General features: G+C 71.3%; 9 protein-coding genes, 3 tRNA genes and 1 pseudogene. 4 read left to right on the top strand and 9 right to left on the bottom strand.

Features of this window, described 5'->3' with window-relative positions; genetic code table 11:
- Window positions 1–11 precede the first annotated feature (11 nt).
- A complete protein-coding gene (locus ACYVJ3_RS04480; protein ID WP_460851310.1) occupies window positions 12–1,481 on the bottom strand; it encodes an NAD(P)/FAD-dependent oxidoreductase in 1,470 nt (489 codons plus the stop codon).
- 211 nt (window positions 1,482–1,692) lie between these two features.
- Here ACYVJ3_RS04480 and ACYVJ3_RS04475 point away from each other — a divergent pair, with 211 nt between their 5' ends.
- Genes ACYVJ3_RS04475 through crcB form a run of 3 tightly spaced genes read left to right on the top strand, consistent with a single transcriptional unit; the run spans window position 1,693 to window position 3,471 of the window.
- Window positions 1,693–2,649 (top strand): ATP-binding protein, encoded by a 957-nt coding sequence (locus tag ACYVJ3_RS04475; RefSeq protein ID WP_460851309.1) that lies wholly within the window; start codon window positions 1,693–1,695, stop codon window positions 2,647–2,649.
- Window positions 2,642–3,124, top strand: a complete 483-nt coding sequence (locus ACYVJ3_RS04470; protein ID WP_460851308.1) for a fluoride efflux transporter FluC — start codon at window positions 2,642–2,644, stop codon at window positions 3,122–3,124. Before ACYVJ3_RS04475 ends, ACYVJ3_RS04470 begins: the two co-directional genes overlap by 8 nt.
- Window positions 3,121–3,471, top strand: coding sequence for a fluoride efflux transporter CrcB (crcB, locus tag ACYVJ3_RS04465; RefSeq protein ID WP_460851307.1), 351 nt, complete (start codon window positions 3,121–3,123; stop codon window positions 3,469–3,471). The genes ACYVJ3_RS04470 and crcB overlap by 4 nt, the downstream gene beginning before the upstream one ends.
- Window positions 3,472–3,514: 43 nt before the next feature.
- On the opposite strand, the gene ACYVJ3_RS04460 is transcribed toward crcB, so the two are convergent.
- The 4 genes from ACYVJ3_RS04460 to ACYVJ3_RS04445 form a co-directional block, all read right to left on the bottom strand.
- Window positions 3,515–3,588 (bottom strand) — tRNA-Asp (locus ACYVJ3_RS04460).
- Window positions 3,589–3,718: 130 nt separating this feature from the next.
- Complete coding sequence (locus tag ACYVJ3_RS04455) at window positions 3,719–6,724, bottom strand: MMPL family transporter (RefSeq protein ID WP_460851305.1); 3,006 nt, start codon at window positions 6,722–6,724, stop codon at window positions 3,719–3,721.
- A gap of 174 nt (window positions 6,725–6,898) precedes the next feature.
- Window positions 6,899–7,519 (bottom strand): TetR/AcrR family transcriptional regulator, encoded by a 621-nt coding sequence (locus ACYVJ3_RS04450; protein ID WP_460851304.1) that lies wholly within the window; start codon window positions 7,517–7,519, stop codon window positions 6,899–6,901.
- 147 nt (window positions 7,520–7,666) lie between these two features.
- A tRNA-Glu gene (locus ACYVJ3_RS04445) sits at window positions 7,667–7,739 on the bottom strand.
- Window positions 7,740–7,872: 133 nt separating this feature from the next.
- Between ACYVJ3_RS04445 and ACYVJ3_RS04440 the strand changes: the two genes are divergently transcribed.
- Window positions 7,873–7,946: transfer RNA gene (locus ACYVJ3_RS04440), tRNA-Phe, on the top strand.
- 381 nt (window positions 7,947–8,327) lie between these two features.
- Here the strand turns inward: ACYVJ3_RS04440 and ACYVJ3_RS04435 are convergent.
- The 4 genes and pseudogenes from ACYVJ3_RS04435 to ACYVJ3_RS04420 all read right to left on the bottom strand — a co-directional run bounded on the left by ACYVJ3_RS04435 (window position 8,328) and on the right by ACYVJ3_RS04420 (window position 12,638).
- Complete coding sequence (locus ACYVJ3_RS04435) at window positions 8,328–8,507, bottom strand: DUF3073 domain-containing protein (RefSeq protein WP_460851303.1); 180 nt, start codon at window positions 8,505–8,507, stop codon at window positions 8,328–8,330.
- A gap of 144 nt (window positions 8,508–8,651) precedes the next feature.
- Window positions 8,652–9,713 (bottom strand): phosphoribosylformylglycinamidine cyclo-ligase, encoded by a 1,062-nt coding sequence (gene purM / locus ACYVJ3_RS04430; RefSeq protein ID WP_460851302.1) that lies wholly within the window; start codon window positions 9,711–9,713, stop codon window positions 8,652–8,654.
- 15 nt (window positions 9,714–9,728) lie between these two features.
- A pseudogene (gene purF, locus ACYVJ3_RS04425) lies at window positions 9,729–11,228 on the bottom strand (amidophosphoribosyltransferase); the annotation flags it as partial.
- Between the two features lie 54 nt (window positions 11,229–11,282).
- The gene (locus tag ACYVJ3_RS04420; protein WP_460851300.1) at window positions 11,283–12,638 is read right to left on the bottom strand and encodes a M20/M25/M40 family metallo-hydrolase; all 1,356 of its coding nucleotides are present in this window, start codon (window positions 12,636–12,638) and stop codon (window positions 11,283–11,285) included.
- Window positions 12,639–12,658: the final 20 nt, after the last annotated feature.

Raw genomic sequence — 12,658 nt, 5'->3', positions numbered from 1 at the left:
CCGAGGGCCGGTCAGACCTTGACGCCACGCAGGTGGTCGTCGGTCAGGTGGACCTCCTCGGCCGCCTGCGCCTCGAGCTCCTCACGGCGTCGGCGCTCGGCCTCGGCGTCGTACTCGCCCGGCTCGGAGACCAGGTCGGTGGCGCCGCGCTCGAGCCGCTGCAGCGCGATCCGCGCGAAGATCTGCTGCTCCGTGGTGGTGCGCTCGGAGCGACCCTTGCCGAGGAACGAGACGAACCAGTGCAGCACCGCGGTCACGCGGTTCTTGAAGCCGGTGATGTAGAAGAGGTGCACGACCAGCCACATCAGCCACGCGAGCAGACCGGTGATGCGCATCTTGCCGACCATCGCGACGGCGCGGAAGCGGCTGACGATCGCCATCGAGCCCTTGTCGAAGTACTTGAACGGCGGCTGCGACGGCTTGCCCCGCAGGCGGCCCTCGATCTCCTTGGCGGCGTACTTCGCACCCTGGATCGCGACCTGGGCGACGCCCGGCAGGTTGTCGAGGGCGATCATGTCGCCGACCACGAACACCTCCGGGTGGCCGGGCAGGGTGAGGTCGGGGTTGACGCCGATCCGGCCCGCGCGGTCGAGCGGGGCACCGGTCTGCTCGGCCAGGGTCGCGGTCAGCGGGTTCGCCTGGACGCCGGCGGCCCACACCTTGGTGACCGAGTCGATCTTCTGCTCGCTGCCGTCCTTGTGCTTGACCACGATGCCGCGCTCGTCGACGCCGGTGACCATCGCGCCGAGCAGGACCTCGACCCCGAGCTTCTCCAGCTTCTGCTTGGTCCAGGCACCGAGCTTGGCGCCGAACGGCGGGAGCACCTGGGGCGCGGCGTCGACGAGGATCACCCGCGCCTGGTGGGTGCTGATGGCCCGGAAGTCGTGGGTCAGCGTGCGGTGCGCGAGCTCGGCGATCTGGCCGGCCATCTCGACCCCGGTCGGCCCCGCACCGACCACGACGAAGGTCAGCAGGTGGTCGACGTTCTCGCCGCGGGAGGCACCGAGCTCGGCCATCTCGAAGGCACCGAAGATCCGGCCGCGCAGCTCGAGGGCGTCGTCGATGTTCTTCATGCCGGGCGCGAACTCGGCGAAGTGGTCGTTGCCGAAGTAGGACTGGCCGGCGCCGGCGGCGACGATCAGCGAGTCGTACGCCGTCACCAGCTCGCGGCCGAGCACCTGCGAACGGACCAGCTTCCTCTCGAGGTCGATGTCGGTGACCTCGCCCATCAGCACCTGTGCGTTCTCCTGGCCGGCGAGCACCTCGCGCGTCGGCGGCGCGATCTCGCCCTCGGACAGGATCCCGGTCGCCACCTGGTAGAGCAGCGGCTGGAAGAGGTGGTGGGTCGTCTTGGCGATCATGGTGACGTCGACGTCCGCGCGACGCAGTGCCTTGGTCCCGAAGAGACCACCGAATCCGGACCCGATCACCACGACCTGGTGCCGCTTGCTCCGGGGGGTCATTCCGCGCTCGATGTCCACGGGTCAATTCTGACAAGTCGCCGGTGAGCCGCCGCACCCGGGCCGTCCCGATCGGCCATCATCGGGGCGACTCCTCACCGGATCACGAACTGGTCGGCGAGGGCGGTTTGACCCTCGGCACGATCGGGTAGGCGAACGGGATCAGACCGTCAACCGACCGCCCAGCAACACATCACCGACTCGGGCTGAGCAGCAGTGAGGTTCCTCCACATTGCCTGACCGGCAGGGGCTCGATCTCGAGCCTGGACCCCGGAGCGCGCAGGACGCGCGCCGCTGGGTCGTCGGCATGTGCGTGCGGATCGGCCAGGATCCGCTGGCCGAGTGTGCCGAGCTCGCCGTGTCCGAGCTGGTGACGAACGCGATCCTGCACGGCAAGGCGCCGTACCGCCTCCAGCTGAGCGGCACCAACGACCACCCCCGCTTCGAGGTCCACGACGCCTCGACCACCGCGCCGCAGCCGTCCACCCCCGCCGGCGGCTTCGACATCGACAAGTTCGACCTCGACGCGCTGTCGGGCGAGATCGGCGACGAGCAGTTCGAGGCGATCACCACCGTCGGACGCGGACTCGACATCGTCGCCCGGTCCTCGGCGGCATGGGGCGCGCACATCGAGGAGGACGGCAAGGCCGTCTGGTTCGAGCCGGCTGCGGAGTTCAGCGACGAGGGCATCGCCGAGTTCCAGCTGACGTACGCCACTCCCCCGGCCCTGGACATGCGCACCCAGCTCGGCCAGATCGCGGTCCAGGTGAACGGCGTCCCCGTCGACGAGTGGGGACGCTTCCAGCGCCACTACCGCGACCTGCGTCGCGAGATCCGGCTGCTCGGGCTGGCCCACGAGGAGACCTACCCGCTGGCCAAGGTCCTCACCGACCACTTCGACACCCTCGAGGCCCCGCTGCGCTCGAACATGGGTCGCGAGCTGGTCGACAAGGCGGCCGCGGCAGGTCACACCACCATCAACCTCCGGTTGCGGATGCCGGCCGCGAGCGCTCGCGAGATCGGCGGCCTCATCGACCTGCTCGACGCGGCCGATGACTTCAGCCGCGCCGAGCGGCTGCTCACGCCGCCGCGCACCCCCCAACAGCGTTCGTTCCAGATCTGGCTCCTCGGCGAGTTCCGTCGCCAGGCCACGGGTGCCGCGCCGGTACCGTGGACGGGACATGACTGACGATCGCCAGCAGATCCGCAGAGAGCTCCACGGCCTGCCGATCGACCCCGAGCCGACGCTCCCGCTCTCGGACCATCCCGTCGACCTCGTACGCCGCGACGCCGACCTGCTGCCCGTCATCGCCCTCGGCGGGGCGCTGGGCGCCCTCGCCCGCTGGGGCATGGCGCACGCGCTGCCAGCGACCGGGTTCGCGTGGAGCACCGTGACCACCAACCTCGTCGGCTGCGCGCTGATCGGCGTGCTGATGGCGCTGATGATCGACCGCTGGTCCCACACCCGCTTCGTACGCCCGTTCCTGGGCGTCGGCGTGCTCGGCGGCTTCACCACGTTCTCGACGAGCCAGCTCGACACCCACCGACTGCTCGCCGATGGTCGTCCCGCCGTCGCCCTCGCGTACGTCGCGACCACCCTGGTGGGCGGCGTCCTCGCGGTCTGGCTCGGCCTGGTCGGCACCCGGAAGGTGCTCGACCGATGAGCGTCCTGCTCGTCCTCCTCGGGGGCGCGATCGGTGCTCCGGCGCGCTACCTCACCGACGTCATGGTGACCTCGCGCCACCGCGCCCCCTTCCCGTGGGGCACCTTCGCCGTCAACGCGGCGGGCTCCATGCTGCTCGGCCTGGTCGCCGGGGCGGCGCCCACCGCCTGGGTCTCCTCACTCGTCGCGACCGGCTTCTGCGGCGCACTGACGACCTACTCCACCTTCGGCTTCGAGACCGTGCGCCTGCTCGAGGAGCGCAAGCCCCAGGTGGCAGCGACGTACGTCGTGCTCTCGCTGCTGGCGGGCCTGGGCGCGCTCAGCCTCGGCTGGTGGATCGCCGCGTAGGAAAAACCCAGAAGCCCACTCGATGGAGTGGGCTTCTGATCGGCGACCCTGACGAGACTCGAACTCGCGACCTCCGCCGTGACAGGGCGGCGCGCTAACCAACTGCGCTACAGGGCCAGGTTGTTCGCTCCGCGTTTCCTTGAAGCGATGGGAACTCTAACCCATGGCGGTCGAGCGTTCCCAATCCGCACCGTCGTCACCATTGCGGGTGGGACCGCGGACGCCCCTTCCGCCGGGCCTCGACCACCTAGGCCGGTTCTCCGGCGGAGTCCTCCACCCGCCGGGGCCACCACAGCCGACGTCCGAGCAGCGCGGCCCCGGCCGGCACGACGAGCGTGCGGACGACGAAGGTGTCGAGGAGGAGGCCGACGCCGATCGTGAAGCCGATCTCGGCGAGGGTGAGCACGCTGCCCGCCATCATCGCGAAGAGGCTGGCCGCGAAGATGACGCCGGCCGCGGTGATCACGCCACCGGTGGCGCTGACGGCGCGCGCGATCCCCGCACGGGATCCGTCAGGCGCCTCCTCGAGCATCCGCTTCATCAGCAGCAGGTTGTAGTCGGCACCGACGGCCACCAGCAGGATGAAGGCGATGGTCGGGACGCTCCAGTCCAGCCGCTGGTCCATCCCGATCTGCCACACCAGCACCCCGAGGCCCATGGCTGCGGCGTACGAGAGACCCACCGTCAGGAGCAGGAAGCCGGCCGCGACGACGCTGCGCAGGAGGAAGAGCAGGATCGCGAAGACGCCGAGGAGCGCGACGAGCGCCACGAGCCGGAAGTCGATGCGGTTGATGTCCTGCAGATCGGCCATCGTTGCGGCGACACCGGTGACGGCGACCTGGCTGGTCTCGAGCCGGGTGCCCCGCAGCCCGTTCCTTGCTGCCTCGGCCACGCGTCGCGACCGCTGCATGCCCGAGTGGTCGAAGGCGAAGGTGTCCCCGAGCACCACGAAGCGCGCGGTGCGGCCGTCGCGCGACAGGAACAAGCCGCTGGCCAGCGCGAACCGCGGGCTCTTGATGGCCGCCGGCGGCAGGTAGAAGCCACCCATTCCCGGAGCCTTCGCGGCCTTGCCCGTCGTCCGGAGGTACGCCGCGGCGCGGGCGAGCCCGCTGCGCAGCTCGGCCACCGAGCGGGTCGCCTGCTCGGTGCCGCTGTGCACGGCCTTGCTGCCGACAGCCACCTTGCTGGCGCCGGCCGCAAGCTGCCCGAGCTTGGTCCGCATCGTGGTCGAGCCGGCGGCCAGCGTGCTGACCCCCTGCTCGGCCCGGGTCAGGCCGGCGTCGATCCGGGTCAGGCCGGTCTGCAGCGTGAGCGTGCCGTTGGCGAGCCGGCGAGCGGCGTCGGCCGCCGACTGCAGGCCAGGCAGGAGCTTGTCCCGCTCGCCCTCGTAGACCTGGCGGATGCCGTCGCGCGCGCGGTTGCAGACCGGGTCGAGACCACAGGTGAGGCTCTGCTTGAGCGCGTTGTAGGCCATGCCGAGCCCGTTGACCGCCGTCGTGGTCTGCGTGTGGGCGAGGTCGAGACCGTTCGCGAGCTGGGTGGCGCCTGTCCGCAGGCGGCTGCTGCCGGCGACGGCGGCTCCGCTCCCGGTGCTGAGGCGGTCCATGCCCGCACGCAGCGTGCGCACGCCCGCCAGCAGGCTGGACGCCCCGTCGACCGCCTGCCGGGTGCCGGCCGCGACCCGGTCCGTGCCGTCGCTCAGCCGCTGCGCGCCGGCGGCGAGGCGCTGGGTGTCGGCTTCACCGGCGGCCAGCTGGTCACCGGCTCCGCTGAGCCGGTCGCCCACCTGCTGGGCCTGGTAGCCCAGCGAGGCCTGGGAAATGGTGGTGCCGAGCGGCCGGGTCACGCCACGGACCGACTCGACGCCCGGCGTACGAGCGACGGCGGCCGCCATCTGCTCCAGGCTGGCGAGGTCCTTGGCGTTGCGCAGGTCGTGGTCGGCCGTGACGAGGAGGTAGTCGGGCAGCACCTCGTTGAGCGGGAAGTGCTGGGCGAGCACGGCATAGCCGTCATTGCTCTCGGTGTGGTCCGGCTGGACCGTCGCCTCGTCGAAGTTGGGCTGCAGCAGGGGGAAGAAGCACGCCAGCGCGATCAGCGGCACGAGTCCGGCCGCCAGGATCCGCGCAGGCCTGGTCGTCACGACGCCCGCCACGCGCTCCCAGCTGGACGGACCGCCCCGGCGCGGGCGCGGGTCGAGCCATCCCCGCGAACCGGCGAGCGCGAGGACGGCCGGCATCAAGGTCATGGAGAGCAGGAGGGTGCACAGGATGCCGACGGCGATCGCGGGGCCGGTCGTCAGGTAGATGCCCACGTCCGCGATCGCCATGCAGGCGTTGGCGAGGACAACGGTGAGGGCGGAGCCGATGACGACGGGAGCGACCCGCAGGCAGGCGGCGACCGTGGCCTCGGCCGGCTCCATGCCCTCGCGGCGCAGCTCTTGGAACCGGCTCACGAGGAAGACGGCGTAGTCGGTGGCCGCACCGAGGACGACCGCGGTGAGGAACGAGGCGGTGAAGGTGGACACGCTGAACACGTGCCCGCCCAGCAGCGCCGCGGCGCCCCGGGCGGCGGCCAGCGCGACGCCGATGAACCCGAGGATCAAGCCGGCCACCACGGCGGAGCGGTAGATGAGCAGCAGGATCAGCGCGATCAACGCGATGGTGACGGCGGTGATCTTGAGGATGCTGTGGTCGACCTCTGTCGACATGTCCGCGATGGTCGCCGCCGTCCCGGTCACGTCCACCACCAGACCGGCGGGCCGGTGTGCGAGCGTCGCCGCACGCACCGCCTCGATCTGTCGTACGGCGGACGGGGCCCCGACCGCACCCGGCAGGCCGACCTGGGCGTACATGGCCTCGCCGTCCTTGCTCGTCACGGCGGACAGGACCGCCCGGTTCACGAACACGTCCTGGACGGCGGCGACGTCCTGCCGGTCCCGGTGCAGCCGGGTCAGCACGCCCCGGAGGTAGGCGCGGTCGCCCTGCCGAAGACCGCCGTCACGCTCGAGGACGAGGAACACGGTGGCCCGGCTCCGTCCGTTGCCGAACTCGCGATCCATGCGCTGCACCGTCTGCACGGCCGGCGCCGAGTCGGGCACGATCGGCGTGGAGTCCTTCGCCATGACGTGCTCGAGCTGCGGCACGAGCACGTTGACCACGCCGACCAGGGCGAGGCACGCCAGCAACACCGGGATCGGCGTCCTGACGCATCGTCGGAGCAGTGCGGACGTCCAGGTACCGGCTGACTCAGCCACGGGGTGCTCCTCGCTCGGCGCCTGCTGCCGCCGCACTGTCACGTCCGGCCAGGTCGCCGGAATCTCGCTCATGTGACGGTGTCAAGTCCGATGTGACAGTGTCAAGCAAGGGGCGGTGTGCGCCGCCTCACGGCGCCGCGACGTACGCCGTCGGCGTGAGCGACCTCTCGGAGCTCAGTCGCGCAGCAGCGCGGAGACGGCGCGGGCGAGCTCCTCGGCCGAGCCGACCGGCAACCCCTCGGGGAGCAGCTGGTCCCGGTAGATCGCGGCAATGCCCTGGACCAGGGACCAGCACAGCAGGGCGAGGAGGTCGGTCGGCTGGCTGGAGCGCCAGCCGGCACCCTGCGCGCGCTCGACGGCGCCGCGCAGGATCGCCCACGCACGAGCACGGGATCGCTGCAGGTCCTCGTCGTCGAGGTCGAGGCTCTCGACACGCGTGGCGAGGGCGAAGAGGGCCGGCTCCTCCAACGCGAGCTCGATGTAGGCGAGGCCGATGGCGAGGACCGCCTCCGAGCCGGGGCCGTGCTCGGCCTCGGCCGCACTGGCGCTGTACGCCGCCTCGTCAGCGAGGTGGTCCACCGCCACCGTCGCGAGCGCCGTCAACAGCCCGCGGCGCGACCCGAAGACGTGGATCGGGGCCTGGTGGGAGACGCCGGCCTTGCGGGCCAGGGCGCGCAGGCTGAGGTCGTCGGTGCCCACCCGCCGGATCTCGTCGAGGGCCGCGAGCAGCAGCCGGTCGCGCAGGTCGCCGTCGGGCCCGCCGACGAGGCGCGCGGTCACCGGGCATCGAGGCACCGCCCGATCGTCACGGTCAGGGGCCCGCCGGGTCAAACCGGTGGTCGGCAGGACTCCCCCGCCGTCCGCTCGCTCGTCGGCGACGAGCCGGTCGCCCCCGCGCGCCTTGCCTCGGGCCGATGGCCTTGCGGGCATCGCACCGCTCGGTACCCCCTACCGGATTCGAACCGGCGCTACCGCCGTGAAAGGGCGGGGTCCTGGGCCGCTAGACGAAGGGGGCCCGCTGCCACGGGTGAACCCTCGGCAGCGCCGTCAGCATAGTGGTCCAGGAAGGGGAGGTGCCCATCGCGGGCTGCGGAGCAGACACCGATTCGCGCACGATGTTCGCGCTCCGGTAAGGTTTCGCCCTGCTTGGGCAGGTAGCTCAGTTGGTACGAGCGATCGACTGAAACTCGATAGGTCGGCGGTTCGACCCCGCCCCTGCCCACAAGCGCGACACCCCCGGAAGCCCAGCTTCCGGGGGTGTTCTGCTTCGCGATGCCTGCGACGAGGAAGGTCGCTCAGGCCGACTCGGCGTGCGACGCGGCAGCGCTCCAGCCCGGGGCATGGATGCCCAGCTCGTGGTAGCGGTCGTCGCATCCGCAGGTCGTGGTGCTTGCACTCTCCGGCACTTCATCCCCCAGGATGGTCAGCTGGTCGTTCCGAGACCGTCGCCAAAAACGGTAGCGACCCGCAACGGTTCCGGGATGCGAACCGCGAAACTTTACCTGTGACCCGGGACGGGCCGCCCCACGGAGCGGCCAACCCCGAGAAGGGTGCCGTCAACGCGCCGTCACCTGTGCGGATCGGGCGTGCGCGACGCGGGAGGTCAGTCCCGGTCGGCGTATCCGGACCAGCGGTCCGGGACTTCTTCCTCGACGACTTCGTCGACGACAGAGGGCTCGCCATGGAGCTCCCTGGCCAACGCACTGAGATCAGTGTCGTGAGTCCTGTACTTCAGGTCGCGCGCGACCTTCGTCTGCTTGGCTTTCGCTCGGCCGCGGCCCATAAGGTCCAGCCCCCTCGCACACTTGGCCGGTGACCCTCAGGGCCCCGGACTTCTCATCAGAGTCTCGTGGGGGTAACGCTACCTGCTGGGTGGCTGTTCCCGCACGTCAGGGCCACCTCTTCGACGTACGAGGTGGCGCGGACCTCACCAGCCGGGGTGCTGACCGACCAGCTCGACGCTGCCGGCGGCGTTGTCCTCGGCGGTGACCTCGCCCGCCACCCAGGCGTCGATGCCGAACTCGGCCAAGCGCGCGATCGCGGCGTCGACGGAGTCGGGAGCGGTCAGCGAGACCATGCCGACGCCACAGTTGAGCGTGGCCTCGAGGTCAGGCTGGGAGACGTCGCCGACCTTGCGCACGACGTCGAAGACAGCGCCGGGCGTCCAGGTGGCGCGGTCGAGCGTGGCCTTCATGCCCTGCGGCATGACGCGCGCGAGGTTGTTGGCCAGGCCGCCACCGGTGACGTGGGCCATGGCGTGGGTCTCGGTCTCGCGGGCGATCGCCAGGCACGGCTTGGTGTAGAGCCGGGTCGGGACCAGGAGCTCCTCGCCGAGCGTGTGGCCGAACTCCTCGACGGGGCGGTCGACCGACCAGCCGGCGTGGGCGAAGAAGACGTGGCGCGCCAGGGAGTAGCCGTTGGAGTGCAGGCCACTGGCAGCCATCGCGATGACGACGTCACCCGCGCGGACGCGGTCGGCGCCGAGCAGCGCGTCGGCCTCGACGACACCGGTGGTGGCGCCGGCGACGTCGTACTCGTCGGGCTTGAGCAGTCCGGGGTGCTCGGCGGTCTCGCCACCGACCAGCGCGGCGCCGGCCTCGACGCACGCCTCGGCGATGCCCTTGACGATCGCGGCGATGCGCTCGGGGATGACCTTGCCGGTCGCGATGTAGTCGGTCATGAACAGCGGCTCGGCGCCACACACGACCAGGTCGTCGACGACCATGCCGACGAGGTCGAAGCCGATGGTGTCGTGCTTGTCCATCATCTGCGCGATGGCGACCTTGGTGCCGACGCCGTCGGTGGAGGTCGCGAGCAGGGGGCGCTTGTACGCCGTGAGCGCGCTGGCGTCGAAGAGACCGGCGAAGCCGCCCAGGCCGCCGAGCATCTCGGGACGACGTGCCTTCTCGACCCACTCCTTCATCAGGTCGACGGCGCGGTCGGCCGCCTCGATGTCGACTCCGGCGACGGCGTACGCGTTCTCAGCCACTGAGGATCTCCTGGATCAGGGGTTGTTGAAGACGGGGAGGGACTCGCCGTGCGTGGACGGGGCGAGGCTGGCCTCGAGCAGGTGCTTGCCCAGGAGCGATGCGTCGGGCAGCGGGATGGGGTAGTCGCCGGTGAAGCAGGCGGTGCACAGCGACGTCTTGGGCTGGTTGGTCGCGTCGACCATGCCGTCGAGCGAGATGTAGCCGAGGCTGTCGGCGCCGATGCTGGCCGCGATCTCCTCGGCGTCGAGGCCGTTGGCGATGAGCTCGGCCCGGGTCGCGAAGTCGATGCCGTAGAAGCAGGGCCACTTGACCGGCGGGCTGGAGATGCGCACGTGCACCTCGGCGGCGCCGGCCTCGCGGAGCATCCGGATCTGGGCGCGCTGGGTGTTGCCCCGCACGATCGAGTCGTCGACCACGACGACCCGCTTGCCGCGGATCACGTGGTCGAGGGCGTTGAGCTTGAGCCGGATGCCGAGCTGGCGCAGGGTCTGGCTCGGCTGGATGAACGTGCGGCCGACGTAGGCGTTCTTGACGAAGCCCTGGGCGTAGGGGATGCCGCTCTCGGCGGCGTAGCCGGTAGCGGCGGGGATGCCGGACTCGGGCACCGGGATCACCACGTCGGCCTCGACGGGGAACTCGCGGGCCAGCTGGGCGCCCATCTCGACGCGCGCCTCGTGCACGCTGCGGCCGGCGATGGTGGCGTCGGGGCGGGCGAGGTAGACGTACTCGAAGACGCAGCCCTTGCGCTCGGGCTCGGCGAACTTGTGGGAGCGCAGGCCGGCCTCGTCGATGACGATGAGCTCGCCCGGCTCGACCTCGCGCACGACGCTCGCGCCGACGGTGGCCAGCGCGGCGCTCTCGGAGGCGATGACCCAGCCACGCTCGAGGCGGCCCAGGACCAGCGGGCGGATGCCCTCGGGGTCGCGGGCGGCGTACAGCGTGCCCTCGTTCATGAAGACGAAGCAGAAGGCGCCCTTGACCTTGGGCAGCAGCTCCATCGCGCGCTCCTCCAGCGACTGGTGCGGGTGGTGCGCGAGCAGCGCGGTCACCAGGCTGGTGTCGTTGGTGGAGGTCTCGAGGTTGCGGGCGTGGATGTCGAGCTCGCCGGAGTCGCTGGGGAGGTCGGCGACCATCTGGGCGAGGTCGGCGGTGTTGACCAGGTTGCCGTTGTGGCCCAGGGCGATCGAGCCGTCGGCGGTCGGCCGGAACGTCGGCTGGGCGTTGTCCCAGGTGCTGGCGCCGGTCGTGGAGTAGCGGCAGTGGCCGACGGCGATGTGGCCGTCGATCGACTCCAGCGTGTTCTCGTCGAACACCTGCGAGACCAGGCCCATGTCCTTGAAGACGAGGATCTGGCGGCCGTTGCTGACCGCGATGCCGGCGGACTCCTGTCCACGATGCTGCAGCGCGTAGAGACCGAAGTAGGTCAGCTTCGCCACGTCCTCACCAGGGGCCCAGACGCCGAAGACTCCGCACACAGGTGCAAGGGTACCGGCGGCTGGCGCTGGCCCCTTATCCGCAACGTCATCCGGATGGTGCGCTGGAGCGCTCCACCCGGACGACGTCCGAGGTCAACGCGTGCCGAGGTTGCGCAGCATCAGCGCCTCGGCCAGCAGGACCCGCTCCCACTCGGCGAGGTGCAGGCCCTCGTTCGGCCCGTGGGCACGGGTGTCGGGGTCCTCGACGCCGGTGACCAGCACCGACGCCGCCGGGAAGGTCTCGAGGAACTCGGCGATGAACGGGATCGAGCCGCCGACGCCCATGTCGACCGGGGCGGTGCCGTCCCAGGCCTCCGCGAAGGCGCTGCGCGCGGCGTCGTACGCCGGACCGTCGGCCGGGATCGCGATCGGCTCACCCGTGTCGACCACGGTCGTGGCGAGATGGGCACCCCACGGGACGTGCTTCTCGAGGTGGGCCTGCAGGCGCGCGACCGCGTTCTCGGCCGTGTCCCCGGGCGCGATCCGGATCGTGACCCGTGCCCGTGCCATCGGCACGAGGGTGTTGGACGCGCCGGCGACCTTCGGGGCGTCGAAGCCGGTGACGGTGATCGCGGGCTGGGTCCACATCCGCTCGACGGCCGAGCCGGTGCCCACCCACTGCACGCCCTCGAGCGCGCCGGACTCGGCCCGGAGGCGGTCCTCGGGGTAGTCGACGTCGGCCGCGGGCCCGCTGACCAGGCCCTCGACGGCCGGGGCCCCGGCGTCGTCCCACAGCGTGCTGAGCAGGCGGGTGAGCGCCATGATCGCGTCGGGAGCGAGGCCGCCCCACATGCCGGAGTGGACGGCGTGGTCGAGCGTGCGGACCTCGACGTCGACCCGGATCAGGCCGCGCAGGCTGGTGGTCAGCGCCGGCACACCGATGTCCCAGTTGCCGGAGTCGGCGATGACGATGACGTCCGCCTTGAGACGGTCCTCGAACTTGTGGAGCAGCTCGGGGAGCGTCGCCGAGGCGACCTCCTCCTCGCCCTCGATGAACAGCCGCAGCGTCACCGGCAGGTCGTCGCCGAAGAGTCGAGCGGCGGCGAGGTGGGTGACGATGCCGGCCTTGTCGTCAGCCGCGCCACGGCCGTAGAGACGCAAGTCGCCGTGCGCGTCCGCGCGCTCGGTCGGCTCGAACGGGGCGCTGTCCCAGTCGGCCGGGTCGTTCTCCGGCTGCACGTCGTGGTGGGCGTAGAGCAGCACCACGGGCGCGCCCTCGGGACCCTTCTTCTCCCCCACGACGGCCGGCGGCGCGCCGTCGTACGCCCGGACGATCTCGGCGTCGAAGCCCTCCGCGACGAACAGCTCGAGCGTCTTGGCAGCGCTGACCTCGACCTGGTCGAGCCGGTCGGGATCCGCGCTGACCGACTGGATCCGCACGAGGTCCTCGAGGTCGGCGCGGAGGCCGGGGAGGAGGTCGGTCAGCCGGGCGCGCAGGTCAGCGGTCATGGCGCCAACTTATGCGAGCC

The sequence above is a fragment of the Nocardioides montaniterrae genome, assembly GCF_054782655.1.
Note: the sequence above shows the minus strand (reverse complement) of the source record. Positions and strands in the feature narration are given on the sequence as shown.

What these genes read in the sequence shown, in the direction of transcription:
- ACYVJ3_RS04470 (WP_460851308.1), top strand. Translation starts at nt 2,642, where the DNA reads ATGACTGACGATCGCCAGCAGATCCGCAGAGAGCTCCACGGCCTGCCG.
- crcB (WP_460851307.1), top strand. Translation starts at nt 3,121, where the DNA reads ATGAGCGTCCTGCTCGTCCTCCTCGGGGGCGCGATCGGTGCTCCGGCG.
- ACYVJ3_RS04435 (WP_460851303.1), bottom strand. Translation starts at nt 8,507, where the DNA reads ATGGGCCGCGGCCGAGCGAAAGCCAAGCAGACGAAGGTCGCGCGCGAC.
- ACYVJ3_RS04420 (WP_460851300.1), bottom strand. Translation starts at nt 12,638, where the DNA reads ATGACCGCTGACCTGCGCGCCCGGCTGACCGACCTCCTCCCCGGCCTC.